Raw genomic sequence first — 16,646 nt, forward strand, 5'->3', positions numbered from 1 at the left:
CAAAAAGCTAGCAGACGATACACGTTGAATGACTTTAGTGAACAGATATCTGATTGCAAGGCTTGCATACAGAAGAGGGGAGATTAAGCTGGGCGCCGTTTTGCCTCTTGGAGTTTTTTATGCGTGCTCGTATGCCGTTGATCTTGCTGCTTCCCGTCCTGGCTCTTTGGCTGGCTGCCAGTTATGGCCTGCGCTATGGCTTTATGGAAGACTCGCAATGGGTCGGGACCTGTGTTGCAGAGGCGGCGCGCTGGGAGTGCCAGTTGCGGGCGAATATGGGTTGGCTGATTCATTTCCGGGTGCTGGGCTGGGTAGCTGTGGCCACCTCGGTGATCGCATTTTTTGTTCGCGGGCGGGTTGGCAGTGCGCTGGCAGTTTTGGCCTTGCTGTTCGGGTTTCCTGCGCTGGCGCTGTATAACGCCAGCCTGGCGGTGTTCGCCGTGGTGATCGCGGGGTTGCGCCTGGTCAGGGCGCGCTAGGCGCCTGAACCGTCGCGGGCAAGCACACTTTGTAGAAGCTTGCCTGCCCGCGATCCGTTGCAGATTTTCAGCGAATCCTGAGACTGCGCCACAGCGCCGCTACCATCAGTACGCAGACCAGTGCCCAGCCCCAGGCCTGTTGATTATCAAGCCCTTCGCGATATAGCTGTATCGGTATCCCGGCGCCAATGATAAATGCCAGCAGGCCCAGCTCCCGGCGCGGGCCCCGTACCGGACGCAACAGGTAAACCAGTGCAGGCAGCAGCAGTGCAGCACTCGGGAAGCTGCGATAGCGCGGTTCGAAAACCAGCCCCAGCATCATCACGGCTCCGGCGAAGCCCGCGGCGGCAAGCCACCATCCGGCCCGGCGTTCCAGCACATTGAACAGGCGCTCGCGCCAGCCATCCTTTTGACCCAGGGCCAAAGCGCCATGGGTCAATACGATGAGATTCAAGCCGAGCAGAATGCCTGCCCATAGCCATTCTCCGGCGTAACGGCTGGTGACCGAAGCCAGTTCGGCCCATGCCACGACGCTGCAACCCGCAATAGCGCCCAGGGCCGGCAGCAGCAGGGCAGAGCGAGTGCTGCGAGCCCGCCCGCCAACCACCAGGGTGCTTAAGAACAGTGCCACACCAAGTCCCAGCCAGACGGGCCAGTGCGGAAGGTTGGACACAGGTCCGGCCAGAATGCCCTTGTCCTGGCGATCGGCATCAAACAAGCCCCAGTAGCCGCCGACAGCGCCTTCGCTGCCACGCTTCCAGGGCTGGTCGAAGGCTTCGATAAGGTTGTACTTCCAGCCATTCTGTTCCGCTTGATTGACGAAGCCACGGATGAACTTGGCCTCGTTGACCCGGCTCGGCAGGGCGGTCTCACGCTGGCGTCCTTCGCTTGGCCAGCCGGTTTCGCCAATCAGGATATCTTTGGGCGCGAACTTGTTGCCGAACACCTGGCGAATCTGCGCCACATGCTTCACTGCCTGGTCGATGCCCGCAGGGTCATCTTCCCAATAAGGCAGTAGATGGATAGTCAGGAAGTCCACGGCCGGGGCAATTTCCGGATGTTGCAGCCAGAACTCCCAGACATCGGCGTAGGTAACGGGTTGCTTGATCTGGCTTTTGACCTGATTGATCAGCTTGACCAGTTGTGGCGCGGTGACTTCTTTGCGCAGCAAGGCTTCGTTGCCGACGATCACAGACGTGACCACGTCCGGGTTGGCATTGGCCGAGACAATCAGTGCCTTCACTTCTTCGGCGGTCGCTTGCGCATTGCTGCTCACCCACGCCCCCATCATCAGCTTCAAGCCGTGCTTGCGTGCCAGTTCGGGCAGTTGTTCAAGGCCTGTCTGGGAGTAGGTGCGAAGGCATTCGAAGCGGGTGGCCAGCAATGCCAGATCCGCGTCCATCCGCTCAACCCGTGGCACGAAGGGCTGGTCGAACGGCGACTGATCCTTGTCAAACGGGGTGTAAGACGCACATTGCAGTTTGTGGGTCGGGGTGGCGGCATCGGGCAAGATCACCGGTTGGCCAAGGCCGTACCAGAAACCGGCAATGGCAAACACGCCCAGTACACAGGCGAACAGATAAGGCAGGACGGGGGAGCGGGCAGTCGCGGACATGGTCAGGCCGTATGGGAGCAAAGCCGCGCATCTTACCTGCAATTGGAGGGCGTAGCGCGCCCGGTAAAGTTTGGACATGTAACCCTTGATGGCATCCCGCTATTCAATGGGGGTTCCTGTTGCCGCAGTGCGGTCGATGTCGTTAGCGGGTGCCTGGGGGTCGTCGTCAGAGCAGGCCGGCGAACGGGCGGGGTTGATTATCGAGGGGCATATTGGGTCGGGGTGCAGGGCGGGCCCTGAAATAGTTGATGTGGCCCGGCACTCGTCGGGCCCTGCACTGCGGGGAATCACTAATGAAGATGCGACGAATTTTGAGCGCGGGAGCTGCCTTGGTGCTGGCGATGAGTGCGGGGCTGGCGAACGCCCAGAGCAAGCCGACGCTCAATATTGGCTATGTTGACGGCTGGTCCGACAGCGTGGCGACCACCCATGTAGCGGCTGAAGTGATCAAGCAGAAGCTGGGCTATGACGTGAAGCTGATGCCGGTCGCCACCGGGATCATGTGGCAGGGCGTAGCGACGGGCAAGCTGGATGCCATGTTGTCGGCCTGGTTGCCGGTTACCCACGGCGAGTACTGGGCCAAGAACAAGGACAAGGTTGTCGATTACGGGCCTAATTTTAAAGACGCAAAAATTGGTCTGATCGTGCCTGAGTATGTGGCAGCCAAGTCCATTGCCGACCTCAAGGACGATGCCGGTTATAAAAAGAAAATCGTCGGCATTGATGCAGGATCCGGCGTCATGCTCAAAACCGATGAGGCGATCAAGGACTACGGGCTGGACTATAAACTGCAGGCCAGTTCCGGGGCGGCCATGACCTCGGAGCTGGGTCGCGCTTACGCTAAAAACGAGCCGATCGTCGTCACTGGCTGGGTACCGCACTGGATGTTTGCCAAGTGGAAACTGCGCTTCCTGGATGATCCGAAAGGTGTGTATGGCGCTGCGGAAACGGTCAACAGCATCGGCAGCAAAGAGCTGGACAAGAAAGCCCCTGAAGTTGCGGCCTTTTTGAAAAAATTTGCCTGGAACTCCAAAGACGAGATTGGCGAGGTAATGCTGGCCATTCAGGAGGGCGCAAAACCTGAAGCAGCGGCAAAAGAGTGGGTCGCCAAGCACCCTGAGCGAGTTGCCGAATGGACCGCTAAATAAACACGAGGTGTCTAGCTCGCAGCACACAAGACCGTTTGGTGTTTACACCAAGCGGTTTTTGCATATCCGGGGTTCGGCGCGGTTGCACATCGTCCTTGCAGACTAGAGAAACCGGGGCCTTGAGCGAATCTGGCGCTCTACTACTAAAGTCGTCTGGAATTGAATTTGAAGCCCCCTAATAGTGAAAACGTTCCATCTCATCTGTGCTGCGAGGACAAAAATAATGAACGACAGCATTTACCTCTCTATTCAAAACAGTCCGCTCTTCAAGGAGCTGGTTAGAAAAAGAGAACGCTTCGCCTGGATACTCTCGGCAATCATGCTCGGGTTGTACGCCATCTTTATCCTGTTGATTGCTTATGGGTCACACATCATGGGGGCCAAACTAAGCCCCGGTTCGTCCATCACCTGGGGGATACCTATCGGTGTGGGGCTGATTGTTTCGGCTTTTATTCTGACTGGCATCTATGTGCACCGGGCCAATGGCGAATTTGATGACCTGAACAATGCAATTCTCAAGGAGGCGGGGCAATGATCGGGCGTCTACTGGCAACACTGGGCGTTGCTGCCCTGGCCCCTGGCGTCTGGGCAGCCGAAGCCTTGACCGGGGAAGTTCAAAAACAGCCGCTGAACATTTCGGCGATCATTATGTTTGTCCTGTTTGTCGGGGCAACGCTATGCATTACTTATTGGGCTTCCAAGCGCAATAAATCGGCAGCGGACTATTATGCTGCCGGTGGCAAAATCACCGGTTTCCAGAACGGCCTGGCGATTGCAGGCGACTATATGTCTGCCGCCTCCTTTCTGGGTATTTCCGCGCTGGTTTACACCTCTGGCTACGACGGTCTGATCTATTCCATCGGCTTCCTTGTGGGTTGGCCAATCATTCTGTTCCTGATTGCGGAGCGTCTGCGTAACCTGGGCAAATACACCTTTGCCGATGTGGCCTCCTATCGATTGGGTCAGGCCCAGATTCGCTCACTGTCGGCCTGTGGCTCGCTGGTGGTGGTGGCGTTTTATCTGATTGCGCAAATGGTGGGGGCGGGCAAGCTGATTCAGTTGCTGTTCGGTCTGGACTACCACGTTGCGGTGATTCTGGTTGGCATCCTGATGTGCCTGTACGTGTTGTTCGGCGGCATGCTGGCGACCACCTGGGTACAGATCATCAAGGCAGTTCTGCTGTTGTCGGGTGCAACGTTCATGGCCGTAATGGTGATGAAGCACGTTAACTTTGACTTCAACTCGCTGTTTGCCGAAGCCGTCAAGGTTCACCCTAAAGGCGAGGCGATCATGAGCCCCGGTGGCTTGGTGACGGATCCGATTTCGGCATTCTCCCTCGGGCTGGCGCTGATGTTCGGTACTGCAGGTCTGCCCCATATCCTGATGCGCTTCTTCACCGTCAGTGATGCAAAGGAAGCCCGTAAAAGCGTGCTCTACGCGACCGGTTTTATCGGCTACTTCTATATCCTGACGTTCATTATCGGCTTCGGCGCGATTCTGCTGGTGAGCACCAACCCTGCCTTCAAGGACGCGGCCGGTGCCTTGCTGGGCGGCAACAACATGGCGGCCGTGCATCTGGCCGATGCAGTGGGCGGCAGTATCTTCCTGGGCTTTATCTCGGCAGTGGCCTTTGCCACCATCCTGGCCGTGGTTGCGGGCTTGACCCTGGCAGGTGCTTCGGCGGTGTCCCATGACCTGTATGCCAGTGTGATCAAGAAAGGCAAAGCCAACGACAAGGATGAAATCCGCGTTTCGAAAATCACTACCGTAATCCTCGGCGTGCTGGCGATTGGCTTGGGTATTTTGTTCGAAAGCCAGAACATCGCGTTCATGGTGGGCCTGGCATTCTCCATCGCTGCCAGTTGTAACTTCCCGGTACTGCTGCTTTCCATGTACTGGAAAAACCTGACCACCCGCGGTGCAATGATTGGCGGCTGGATGGGGCTGGTCAGTGCTGTTGGCCTGATGATTCTGGGTCCGACCATTTGGGTGCAGATCCTGCATCATGAAAAAGCCATCTTCCCTTACGAGTACCCGGCGCTGTTCTCGATGATCATCGCGTTCGCGGGTATCTGGTTCTTCTCCATCACCGACAAGTCCAAGGCGGCAGAGAAAGAGCGTGCACTGTTCTTCCCGCAATTTGTACGGTCTCAGACCGGTCTGGGGGCGAGCGGGGCGGTGGATCATTGATCCGCTATAAACGGCAGATGTAAAAAATCCCCCTGTCGCAAGACCGGGGGATTTTTGTTTGTGTCGCTGTTCGGTGATGCGTAGGCGAGGGCTGTTGGTCGGCGCTTCAAGAGCTCGCGAGCAAGCTCGCTCCTGCAGGCAGGCAGTTACATTCGGCCCAAACTAATACGGCCCCTGCTCTTATCAAGAGGCAGGGGCCGTATTGGCTGCAATCAGGACGCTATCGTGGGACAGGCCTTACTTGCGGTCTTCCAGCTTGGTGAGGTCACGCTGCTCGTAGCCGGTGTACAGCTGGCGCGGGCGGCCAATCTTGTACGGGCTGGAGAGCATTTCTTTCCAGTGCGAGATCCAGCCAACTGTACGCGACAGGGCGAAGATCACGGTGAACATGCTGGTTGGAATGCCGATCGCCTTGAGGATGATCCCCGAGTAGAAGTCGACGTTCGGGTACAGCGAGCGTTCGATGAAGTACGGGTCGGTCAGGGCGATCTCTTCCAAGCGCATGGCCAGTTCGAGTTGCGGATCGTTCTTGATGCCCAGCTCTTTGAGTACTTCGTCGCAGGTCTTTTTCATGACCGTGGCGCGCGGGTCGCGGTTTTTGTAAACCCGGTGACCGAAGCCCATCAGTTTGAACGGATCGTTCTTGTCCTTGGCCTTGGCGATGAATTTGTCGATGTTGGACACATCGCCAATTTCGTCGAGCATGGTCAGCACGGCTTCGTTGGCGCCGCCGTGGGCAGGGCCCCACAGTGCAGCGATACCGGCAGCGATACAGGCGAACGGGTTGGCACCCGAAGAACCTGCCAGGCGTACGGTGGAGGTCGAAGCATTCTGTTCGTGGTCAGCGTGCAGGATAAAGATCTTATCCATTGCCTTGGCCAGTACCGGGCTGATCGGTTTGATCTCGCACGGCGTGTTGAACATCATGTGCAGGAAGTTTTCGGCGTAGGTCAGGTCGTTACGCGGGTACATCATGGGTTGACCCATGGAGTACTTGTAAACCATCGCTGCCAGGGTAGGCATCTTGGCAACCAGACGGATCGCGGAGATTTCGCGATGCTGCGGGTTATTGATGTCCAGGGAGTCGTGGTAGAAGGCCGAGAGGGCGCCGACTACACCGCACATGACCGCCATCGGGTGGGCGTCACGACGGAAGCCGTTGAAGAAGGTCTTCAACTGCTCGTGAACCATGGTGTGGTTCTTCACGGTGCTGACAAATTGAGCTTTCTGCTCTGCGGTCGGCAGTTCGCCGTTCAGCAGCAGGTAAGCGGTTTCAAGATAGTCAGAGTGTTCGGCCAGCTGTTCAATCGGGTAGCCGCGGTGCAGCAGGATACCGTTGTCACCATCAATATAGGTGATCTTCGACTCGCAAGATGCGGTCGACATAAAGCCAGGGTCAAATGTGAACCGGCCCGTGGCCGTAAGGCCTCGCACATCGATTACATCGGGACCCACGGTGCCAGTTAAAATGGGCAGCTCGACGGGGGCTGCGCCCTCGATGATCAACTGCGCTTTTTTGTCAGCCATGTGGCCTCCTATTTATGCTTGAAATCATCAGACAGACCCCCCACGCAGGGCCCGCACCACTATAGTGAGATAAATTCGAATGTCAATTTGCCTAAAGTCTTGCTGTACAAGGCTTTGAACCGCGATTTTTAGCGAATATCCCTGCCGTTTACGCCTTTTATGCCCGAAGCGCAATGCGCTATTAGGGGAAGGTGATTGCGTTGTCATTAGTGACCTAACTGTCTATACTCGGCAGCCGACCGCCAGGGGCTTTTGGGCCTGTTTAGATGGGGGTCGTCACTCCCGGGTGGTGGGTACCTGACCAGTGCACATCCCAACAAACTTGCCCTGATTGTTAGGGGCTCTTCAGTGTGAAAAAAGCCGTGAATAGCCAACGACCTGTAAACCTAGACCTAAGGACCATCAAACTCCCCATCACCGGCGTTACGTCATTTCTGCACCGTGTATCGGGCATCATTCTTTTTTTCGGCCTGGGCTTCATGCTTTATGCATTGAGCAAATCCCTGGGTTCCGAAGAAGGTTTTGCCGAGGTGAAGGCATGCTTGACCAGCCCGCTGGCCAAATTCGTTGCGTGGGGCCTGCTCTCTGCCTTGCTGTATCACCTGGTTGCCGGTGTGCGCCACTTGATCATGGACATGGGCATCGGTGAGACGCTTGAAGGCGGCCGACTGGGCTCGAAAATCGTAATCGTCATTTCTGTAGTGATGATTGTTCTGGCGGGAGTTTGGATATGGTAACCAGCGTTACGAACCTGTCGCGTTCGGGCCTCTATGACTGGATGGCACAGCGTGTGTCTGCGGTTGTTCTAGCGGCTTATTTCATCTTCCTGATCGGATACCTCGTTGCGAACCCTGGCATTGGCTACGCCCAATGGCATGAGCTGTTCGCAAGCAACTGGATGCGTATCTTCAGCCTGCTGGCCCTTGTTGCACTGGGCGCACACGCCTGGGTAGGCATGTGGACCATCGCGACCGACTACCTGACGCCAATGGCACTGGGCAAGTCCGCGACAGCAGTACGTTTCCTCTTCCAGGCAGTCTGCGGCGTTGCAATGTTCGCTTACTTCGTCTGGGGTGTGCAGATTCTTTGGGGTATCTGATTCATGGCTAACACAGTTAATACACTCTCGTTCGACGCCATTATCATTGGCGGCGGCGGTGCAGGCATGCGCGCAGCTCTGCAGCTGGCGCAAGGCGGTCACAAGACTGCCGTAATCACCAAGGTTTTCCCGACTCGTTCCCACACCGTATCGGCACAGGGTGGCATTACCTGCGCGATCGCGTCTGCGGATCCAAACGATGACTGGCGCTGGCACATGTACGATACCGTCAAGGGCTCCGACTATATCGGTGACCAGGACGCTATCGAGTACATGTGTTCCGTAGGCCCGGAAGCCGTTTTCGAGCTGGAACACATGGGTCTGCCGTTCTCCCGTACCGAACAGGGCCGTATCTATCAGCGTCCTTTCGGCGGTCAGTCCAAGGACTTCGGTAAAGGCGGCCAGGCTGCCCGTACCTGCGCTGCAGCCGACCGTACCGGTCACGCGCTGTTGCACACCCTGTACCAGGCCAACCTGAAGGCCGGCACTGTATTCCTTAACGAATACTACGGTGTCGATCTGGTCAAGAACGAAGATGGTGCCTTTGTAGGCATGATCGTGATCTGCATCGAAACTGGTGAAACCTCTTACGTCCGCGCTAACGCGACCGTATTGGCCACTGGTGGTGCAGGCCGTATCTACTCCTCTACTACCAACGCCCTGATCAACACCGGTGACGGTATCGGCATGGCGCTGCGTGCAGGCGTACCGGTACAGGACATCGAAATGTGGCAGTTCCACCCGACCGGCATTGCCGGCGCCGGTGTACTGGTTACAGAAGGTTGCCGTGGTGAAGGTGGATACCTGATCAACAAGCACGGTGAGCGTTTCATGGAGCGTTATGCTCCGAACGCCAAAGACCTTGCAGGTCGTGACGTTGTAGCACGCTCGATGGTTAAGGAAATCATCGCGGGCAACGGTTGCGGTCCGGATGGCGACCACGTAATGCTGAAACTCGATCACCTGGGTGAAGAAGTTCTGCACAGCCGTCTGCCAGGCATCATGGAGCTGTCCAAGACCTTCGCCCACGTCGATCCTGCCGTAGCGCCGATCCCGGTAGTTCCTACCTGCCACTATATGATGGGCGGCGTTGCCACCAACATTCATGGTCAGGCTATTACCCAGGACGCTGAAGGCGTCGACCAGATCATCCCTGGCCTGTTTGCAGTGGGTGAAGTGGCTTGCGTATCGGTTCACGGTGCCAACCGTCTGGGCGGCAACTCGTTGCTCGACCTGGTGGTGTTCGGTCGTGCTGCCGGCCTGTTCCTGGAGCAGACCCTGAAAGAAGGCGTTGATTACGCCCGTCCGCGTCAGTCCGACATCGATGCTGCCCTGGCACGTCTGGATGGCCTGAACTCGCGTACCGACGGCGAAGACGTCGCTACCCTGCGTAAAGAACTGCAAAGCTGCATGCAGAACTACTTCGGTGTATTCCGTACTGGCGAATACATGCAGAAGGGTATTGCCCAGCTGGCTGATCTGCGCGCGCGTATTGCCAACGTGAAAATCAACGATAAGAGCCAGGCGTTCAACACTGCTCGTATCGAAGCCCTTGAGCTGCAAAACCTGCTCGAAGTGGCTGAAGCGACTGCAATCGCTGCTGAAGTTCGTAAAGAGTCGCGCGGTGCTCACGCCCGTGAAGATTTCGAAGATCGTGACGACGTTAACTGGCTGTGCCACACCCTGTACTTCCCGGGTGAAAAGCGCGTAGCCAAACGTGCGGTGAACTTCTCGCCGAAAACCGTTCCGACCTTTGAACCTATGATTCGGACTTACTAAGGGTGGCCGATATGTTGAAAGTCAGTGTTTATCGCTACAACCCGGATCAAGACGCCGCGCCGTTCATGCAGGAATTCCAGGTCAATACCAACGGTAAAGACCTGATGGTGCTGGACGTGCTGGCCTTGATCAAAGAGCAGGACGAAGGTTTTTCCTATCGTCGCTCGTGCCGTGAGGGCGTTTGCGGCTCCGACGGCATGAACATCAACGGCAAAAACGCACTGGCTTGCGTTACGCCGCTGTCTGCTGTCGTAAAAGGTAACAAGTTGATCGTTCGTCCTCTGCCAGGTTTGCCGGTTATCCGTGACCTGGTCGTCGATATGAGCATCTTCTACAAGCAATACGAGAAGGTGAAGCCGTTCCTGCAGAACGATACTCCGGCCCCGGCCATTGAGCGTCTGCAGTCTCCGGAAGAGCGCGAGAAACTCGACGGTCTGTACGAGTGCATCCTGTGCGCTTGCTGCTCGACTTCGTGCCCGTCCTTCTGGTGGAACCCGGACAAGTTCCTGGGCCCTGCTGCACTGCTGCAAGCCTACCGTTTCCTGGCTGACAGCCGTGACACCAAGACCAGCGAGCGTCTGGCTTCACTGGATGACCCGTTCAGCGTATTCCGCTGCCGCGGGATCATGAACTGCGTAAACGTGTGTCCGAAGGGCCTGAACCCGACTAAGGCCATTGGTCACGTGCGTAGCATGCTGCTGCAGAGCGGCGTGTGATTCAAAGCTGTACTGCAGGATCGCTGTAACCGTAGATGCTACGGCGCAGGCTTCAACCGGCGCCGTAGTTTTAACCTGAGCAACAGCTCAAAAAGCTGCGGCTCTTATTTTGAAGAAATGAGACCAGCAGGGGCATCCGGGCTGGTACCCGGACTATCAGCGTGATCCTAAGTGGCTTGTTTTAGTCGCTGTATTCGGACTTTCTCAAGCGTGCTCTGGTGTTCTCGTCGATGGTGTCCCCTAACCGAGGGTGACCAAGCATGCAAGAAAGCGTGATGCAGCGCATGTGGAACAGCGGCTATCTTTCAGGTGGTAACGCTGCCTATGTGGAAGAGCTCTATGAGCTCTACCTGCACGACCCTAACGCTGTGCCAGAAGAATGGCGCACCTACTTTCAGACGTTGCCCAATGACGGCAACTCTGCCAACGATGTTTCGCACTCTACAATCCGCGACCATTTCGTGCTGCTGGCAAAGAACCAGCGCCGCGCCCAACCGGTTTCTGCCGGGAGCGTGAGCAGTGAGCATGAGAAGAAGCAAGTTGAAGTGCTGCGATTGATCCAGGCCTATCGGATGCGCGGCCACCAGGCAGCCCAGCTTGATCCGCTGGGGCTGTGGCAGCGTCCTGCACCTGCAGACCTGTCGATCAATCATTACGGCTTGACCAATGCCGATCTTGATACGACCTTCCGTGCCGGCGACCTGTATATCGGCAAAGAGGAAGCGAGCCTACGCGAAATTCTCGAAGCTTTGCAGCAGACATATTGCCGCACCATTGGCGCCGAGTTCACGCACATCGTCGATTCCGAGCAGCGCCACTGGTTTGAACAGCGCCTCGAAAGCGTACGTGGCCGTCCAACCTACTCGGCAGAGATCAAGGGCCATTTGCTTGAGCGCGTGACTGCTGCTGAAGGCCTGGAAAAGTACCTGGGCACCAAGTACCCGGGCACCAAGCGTTTTGGCCTGGAAGGCGGCGAGAGCCTGATTCCTTTGCTGGACGAGCTGATCCAGCGTTCGGGCAACTACGGCACCAAAGAAATCGTTATCGGCATGGCCCACCGTGGCCGTCTGAACGTTCTGGTCAACACCTTCGGTAAAAACCCGCGCGACCTGTTCGACGAGTTTGAAGGCAAGAAGAAAATCGAGCTGGGTTCCGGTGACGTTAAATACCACCAGGGCTTCTCCTCCAACGTCATGACCTCCGGTGGCGAAGTCCACCTGGCGATGGCGTTCAACCCTTCCCACCTGGAAATCGTTTCTCCAGTGGTTGAAGGTTCGGTACGTGCACGCCAGGATCGTCGTAACGACAAGACCGGCGAAAAAGTGCTGCCGATTTCCATCCACGGTGATGCTGCATTCGCAGGTCAGGGCGTGGTCATGGAAACCTTCCAGATGTCGCAGACCCGCGGCTTCAAGACTGGCGGTACGGTTCACCTGGTGATCAACAACCAGGTTGGCTTCACCATCAGCAACCCTGAAGACTCGCGCTCTACCGAGTACTGCACTGACGTCGCGAAAATGATTCAGGCGCCGATCCTCCATGTAAATGGTGATGATCCGGAAGCCGTATTGTTCGTGACCCAGCTGGCAATCGACTACCGCATGCAGTTCAAGCGTGACGTCGTGATCGACCTGTTCTGCTACCGCCGTCGCGGTCACAACGAGGCCGACGAGCCAAACGGCACTCAGCCGTTGATGTATCAGCAGATCGCCAAGCAGCGCACTACCCGTGAACTGTATGCCGAGCGTCTGACTCAGGAAAACGTGGTTGACGCAGAGCGCGTTCAGTCCAAGATCGACGAATATCGCAACGCGCTGGACAACGGTCTGCATGTTGTGAAAAGTCTGGTCAAAGAGCCGAACAAAGAGCTGTTCGTTGACTGGCGTCCGTACCTGGGCCACGCCTGGACTGCGCGTCACGACACGCGTTTTGATCTGAAAACCCTGCAAGAACTGTCGGCCAAGCTGCTGGAAATTCCAGAAGGCTTCGTGGTTCAGCGTCAGGTGTCGAAGATCTACGAAGATCGTCAAAAAATGCAAGCCGGCGGCCTGCCGATCAACTGGGGTTATGCCGAAACCATGGCATACGCGACCCTGGCGTTCGAAGGTCACCCGATTCGCATGACCGGTCAGGACATCGGCCGCGGTACGTTCTCGCACCGTCACGCCGTGTTGCACAACCAGAAAGATGCTGGCACCTACATCCCGCTGCAGCACCTGTACCAGGGTCAGCCACGTTTTGACCTGTACGACTCGTTGCTGTCTGAAGAGGCTGTACTGGCGTTCGAATACGGTTATTCGACCACCACGCCGGATGCTCTGGTTATCTGGGAAGCCCAGTTCGGCGATTTCGCCAACGGCGCCCAGGTTGTAATTGACCAGTTCATCACCAGCGGTGAGCACAAGTGGGGCCGTCTGTGCGGTCTGACCATGTTGCTGCCACACGGTTACGAAGGTCAGGGCCCGGAGCACTCCTCCGCACGTCTTGAGCGTTACCTGCAATTGTGTGCCGAGCACAACATTCAGGTGTGCGTACCAACGACTCCAGCGCAGATTTACCACCTGCTGCGCCGTCAGGTTATCCGTCCGCTGCGCAAGCCGCTGATCGTCCTGACACCCAAGTCGTTGCTGCGTCACAAATTGGCAGTCTCGACCCTGGAAGATCTGGCCGAAGGTTCGTTCCAGACCGTTATTCCGGAGATCGATGCACAGGATCCGGCGAAAGTCGGTCGCATCGTGCTGTGTAGCGGCAAGGTCTACTACGACCTGTTGGAAAAACGCCGTGCCGAAGGTCGTGATGACATCGCCATCGTGCGTCTTGAGCAGCTGTACCCGTTCCCTGAGGACGACTTGATTGAAGTCCTGGCTCCGTACAAAAACGCCAAACACATTGTCTGGTGTCAGGAAGAGCCGATGAACCAGGGTGCCTGGTACTGCAGCCAGCATCACATGCGCCGCATCATTGGCGGTCACGATAAATCTCTCGTACTTGAGTACGCGGGCCGTGACGCTTCTGCTGCACCTGCTTGTGGTTATGCATCGATGCACGCCGAGCAACAGGCAAAACTGTTGCAAGACGCGTTTACTGTTTAACGCCTTCGCGCACTGAAACCGAATTTAAGGAACCACGAACATGGCTATCGAGATTAAAGCCCCTACTTTTCCGGAATCGGTTGCCGATGGCACCGTTGCCACCTGGCACAAACAACCAGGCGACGCTGTAAAGCGCGACGACCTGATTGTTGACATCGAAACTGACAAGGTTGTGCTGGAAGTACTGGCTACAGCTGACGGCGTTCTGGGCGCCATCGTCAAGAACGAAGGCGACACCGTTCTGTCCGACGAAGTCCTGGGCTCCATCGTTGAAGGCGGCGCTGCTGCTGCCGCGCCAGCCGCTGCTGCTGCACCTGCCGCTCAGGCTGCTGCTCCTGCCGGCGAAGGCGAAGATGATCCTGTCGCAGCTCCGGCTGCTCGCAAGATCGCTGAAGAAAACGGCATCAACATCGCTTCCGTTGCCGGTACTGGCAAAGGCGGTCGTGTGACCAAGGAAGACGTGGTAGCTGCTGTTGCTGCCAAGAAGGCCGCTCCGGCTGCTGCTCCGGCCAAAGCCGCTGCTGCACCGGCTGCTCCTGTTCTGGCTGCGGGCGACCGTGTCGAGAAGCGTGTTCCGATGACCCGCGTTCGCGCTACCGTGGCCAAGCGCCTGGTAGAAGCGCAATCGAACATGGCGATGCTGACTACTTTCAACGAAGTGGACATGACTGAAGTCATGGCACTGCGTTCGAAGTACAAGGACCTGTTCGAGAAGTCCCACAACGGCGTACGCCTGGGCTTCATGTCGTTCTTCGTGAAAGCAACCACCGAAGCGCTGAAACGCTTCCCGGCTGTTAACGCTTCGATCGACGGCTCCGACATCGTTTACCACGGCTACGCCGACATCGGTGTTGCTGTTTCCAGCGACCGTGGTCTGGTGGTACCGGTTCTGCGTAACGCCGAACTGATGAGCCTGGCCGAAATCGAAGGCGGCATCGCCGCTTACGGTAAAAAAGCCCGTGACGGCAAGCTGTCGATGGACGAAATGACCGGTGGTACTTTCACCATCACCAACGGTGGTACTTTCGGTTCGATGATGTCGACCCCGATCGTTAACCCGCCGCAAGCCGCAATCCTGGGCATGCACAACATCCTTCAGCGTCCAATGGCAATCAACGGTCAGGTTGTAATCCGCCCGATGATGTATTTGGCTCTGTCCTACGATCACCGCTTGATCGATGGCAAAGAAGCTGTAAGTTTCCTGGTAGCAATCAAAAACCTGCTGGAAGATCCAGCGCGTCTGCTGCTGGATATCTAAATAGCAGCGGCAAGCTGCAAGCGCCAAGCCTCAAGCTTAATAGCTGACGGGCTTCAAACTTGCAGCTTGCGGCTTGTAGCTTGTTGCTAAAAGGGAACCTTTTATGACACAGAAATTTGACGTTGTAGTGATTGGTGCGGGCCCCGGCGGCTACGTTGCCGCCATCAAGGCCGCGCAACTGGGTCTTTCGACTGCTTGCATCGAAAAGTACACCGACAAGGAAGGCAAACTGGCACTGGGCGGTACTTGCCTGAACGTCGGTTGCATTCCATCCAAGGCGCTGCTGGACAGCACCTGGAAGTATCACGAAGCCAAGGATGCTTTTGCCATCCACGGCATCACCACCGGTGAAGTGAAGATGGACGTTGCAGCGATGATCGGCCGCAAGGCCAACATCGTTAAAGGTCTGACTTCCGGCGTTGCTACCTTGTTCAAGGCCAACGGTGTGACTTCCCTGCAAGGCCACGGCAAACTGCTGGCCGGCAAGAAAGTTGAACTGACCAAGCCGGACGGCAGCGTTGAAATCATCGAAGCCGAGAACGTGATTCTGGCTTCGGGTTCGCGTCCGATCGACATTCCGCCGGCACCGGTAGACAACAACATCATCGTTGATTCCACCGGCGCACTGGAATTCCAGTCCGTACCCAAGCGTCTTGGCGTTATCGGCGCTGGCGTAATCGGTCTGGAGCTGGGTTCGGTATGGTCCCGTCTGGGCGCTCAGGTAACTGTTCTGGAAGCCCTGGACACGTTCCTGATGGCTGCCGACGCTGCCGTGTCCAAAGAAGCCTACAAAACCCTGACCAAACAAGGTCTGGACATCAAGCTGGGCGCTCGCGTTACCGGTTCCAAGGTTAACGGCGAAGAAGTCGTTGTGACCTACACCGACGCCAACGGCGAACAGACCATCACCTTCGACAAGCTGATCGTAGCCGTTGGTCGCCGTCCGGTGACCACCGAGTTGCTGGCAGCTGACAGCGGTGTGACCATTGACGAGCGCGGTTTCGTGTTTGTTGACGATCATTGCGCCACCAGCGTTCCGGGCGTATTCGCCATCGGTGACGTGGTTCGCGGCATGATGCTGGCACACAAGGCTTCTGAAGAAGGCATCATGGTTGTCGAGCGCATCAAGGGTCACAAGACCGAGATGAACTACGACCTGATTCCATCGGTTATTTACACTCACCCGGAGATCGCGTGGGTCGGTAAAACCGAACAGGCCTTGAAAGCTGAAGGCGTTGAAGTTAACGTCGGCACCTTCCCGTTCGCAGCCAGTGGCCGTGCCATGGCAGCAAACGACACCGGTGGCTTTGTCAAAGTCATTGCTGATGCCAAAACTGACCGCGTACTGGGCGTCCACGTGATTGGCCCGAGCGCTGCAGAACTGGTTCAGCAGGGCGCGATCGGTATGGAATTCGGCACCAGCGCCGAGGACCTGGGCATGATGGTTTTCTCCCATCCGACCCTGTCCGAAGCGTTGCACGAAGCAGCACTGGCAGTGAATGGCGGCGCCATCCACATTGCCAACCGCAAAAAACGTTAATACCAGACAATAAGAAACCACGGCGGTTTGCCCGTCGTGAGCCTTGCACGCAAGCCTCACCGCGGAACTTCCGCCGGACGCAGTCTTATGTCGCTTGAGCCAGATCCGACCTCGCCCACGCGGGAGTCGGGCTGGTCCGGGCAGCACAAGCAGCAGTCACAGGTGGTGCGGCACTAATCCAAGTGCAGCGCCGAATGCGCAGT

General features: G+C 56.9%; 13 protein-coding genes. 11 read left to right on the top strand and 2 right to left on the bottom strand.

Annotated features, from left to right (window positions below; all coding sequences use genetic code 11):
* Positions 1 to 119: 119 nt before the first annotated feature.
* Positions 120 to 479, top strand: coding sequence for a hypothetical protein (locus tag EQV90_RS09275; protein ID WP_003446892.1), 360 nt, complete (start codon positions 120 to 122; stop codon positions 477 to 479).
* A 67-nt stretch (positions 480 to 546) separates the two neighbouring features.
* Here EQV90_RS09275 and EQV90_RS09280 read toward each other — a convergent pair whose 3' ends face one another.
* Complete coding sequence (locus tag EQV90_RS09280) at positions 547 to 2,094, bottom strand: beta (1-6) glucans synthase (protein WP_240878020.1); 1,548 nt, start codon at positions 2,092 to 2,094, stop codon at positions 547 to 549.
* Positions 2,095 to 2,387: 293 nt separating this feature from the next.
* On the opposite strand from EQV90_RS09280, the gene EQV90_RS09285 reads away from it, so the two are divergent.
* From EQV90_RS09285 to EQV90_RS09295, 3 genes are all read left to right on the top strand, one after another.
* A complete protein-coding gene (locus EQV90_RS09285) occupies positions 2,388 to 3,242 on the top strand; it encodes a glycine betaine ABC transporter substrate-binding protein (RefSeq protein ID WP_010656983.1) in 855 nt (284 codons plus the stop codon).
* A gap of 223 nt (positions 3,243 to 3,465) precedes the next feature.
* Entirely contained in the window at positions 3,466 to 3,777 is a 312-nt protein-coding gene (locus EQV90_RS09290; RefSeq protein WP_003446897.1) for a DUF485 domain-containing protein, read from the top strand.
* The gene (locus EQV90_RS09295) at positions 3,774 to 5,432 is read left to right on the top strand and encodes a cation acetate symporter (RefSeq protein ID WP_003446898.1); all 1,659 of its coding nucleotides are present in this window, start codon (positions 3,774 to 3,776) and stop codon (positions 5,430 to 5,432) included. Before EQV90_RS09290 ends, EQV90_RS09295 begins: the two co-directional genes overlap by 4 nt.
* A 237-nt stretch (positions 5,433 to 5,669) precedes the next feature.
* On the opposite strand, the gene gltA is transcribed toward EQV90_RS09295, so the two are convergent.
* A complete protein-coding gene (gltA, locus tag EQV90_RS09300; RefSeq protein ID WP_003446901.1) occupies positions 5,670 to 6,959 on the bottom strand; it encodes a citrate synthase in 1,290 nt (429 codons plus the stop codon).
* 350 nt (positions 6,960 to 7,309) lie between these two features.
* Here gltA and sdhC point away from each other — a divergent pair, with 350 nt between their 5' ends.
* The 7 genes from sdhC to lpdA all read left to right on the top strand — a co-directional run bounded on the left by sdhC (position 7,310) and on the right by lpdA (position 16,443).
* Complete coding sequence (sdhC, locus tag EQV90_RS09305; protein WP_240878021.1) at positions 7,310 to 7,696, top strand: succinate dehydrogenase, cytochrome b556 subunit; 387 nt, start codon at positions 7,310 to 7,312, stop codon at positions 7,694 to 7,696.
* Positions 7,690 to 8,058, top strand: a complete 369-nt coding sequence (gene sdhD / locus EQV90_RS09310) for a succinate dehydrogenase, hydrophobic membrane anchor protein (RefSeq protein WP_003446906.1) — start codon at positions 7,690 to 7,692, stop codon at positions 8,056 to 8,058. The genes sdhC and sdhD overlap by 7 nt, the downstream gene beginning before the upstream one ends.
* A 3-nt stretch (positions 8,059 to 8,061) precedes the next feature.
* A complete protein-coding gene (sdhA, locus tag EQV90_RS09315) occupies positions 8,062 to 9,837 on the top strand; it encodes a succinate dehydrogenase flavoprotein subunit (protein ID WP_003446909.1) in 1,776 nt (591 codons plus the stop codon).
* Positions 9,838 to 9,848: 11 nt separating this feature from the next.
* Positions 9,849 to 10,553 (top strand): succinate dehydrogenase iron-sulfur subunit, encoded by a 705-nt coding sequence (locus EQV90_RS09320; RefSeq protein WP_003446911.1) that lies wholly within the window; start codon positions 9,849 to 9,851, stop codon positions 10,551 to 10,553.
* 260 nt (positions 10,554 to 10,813) lie between these two features.
* Positions 10,814 to 13,645, top strand: coding sequence for a 2-oxoglutarate dehydrogenase E1 component (locus tag EQV90_RS09325; RefSeq protein WP_003446913.1), 2,832 nt, complete (start codon positions 10,814 to 10,816; stop codon positions 13,643 to 13,645).
* Between the two features lie 40 nt (positions 13,646 to 13,685).
* Positions 13,686 to 14,903: a 2-oxoglutarate dehydrogenase complex dihydrolipoyllysine-residue succinyltransferase gene (gene odhB / locus EQV90_RS09330; RefSeq protein WP_003446915.1), complete on the top strand. Its 1,218-nt coding sequence runs from the start codon at positions 13,686 to 13,688 to the stop codon at positions 14,901 to 14,903.
* 103 nt (positions 14,904 to 15,006) lie between these two features.
* The gene (gene lpdA / locus EQV90_RS09335) at positions 15,007 to 16,443 is read left to right on the top strand and encodes a dihydrolipoyl dehydrogenase (RefSeq protein WP_003446917.1); all 1,437 of its coding nucleotides are present in this window, start codon (positions 15,007 to 15,009) and stop codon (positions 16,441 to 16,443) included.
* Positions 16,444 to 16,646 lie beyond the last annotated feature (203 nt).

The sequence above is a fragment of the Pseudomonas sp. TMW22089 genome (assembly GCF_022496645.1).
Taxonomy (GTDB): domain Bacteria; phylum Pseudomonadota; class Gammaproteobacteria; order Pseudomonadales; family Pseudomonadaceae; genus Aquipseudomonas; species Aquipseudomonas paraversuta.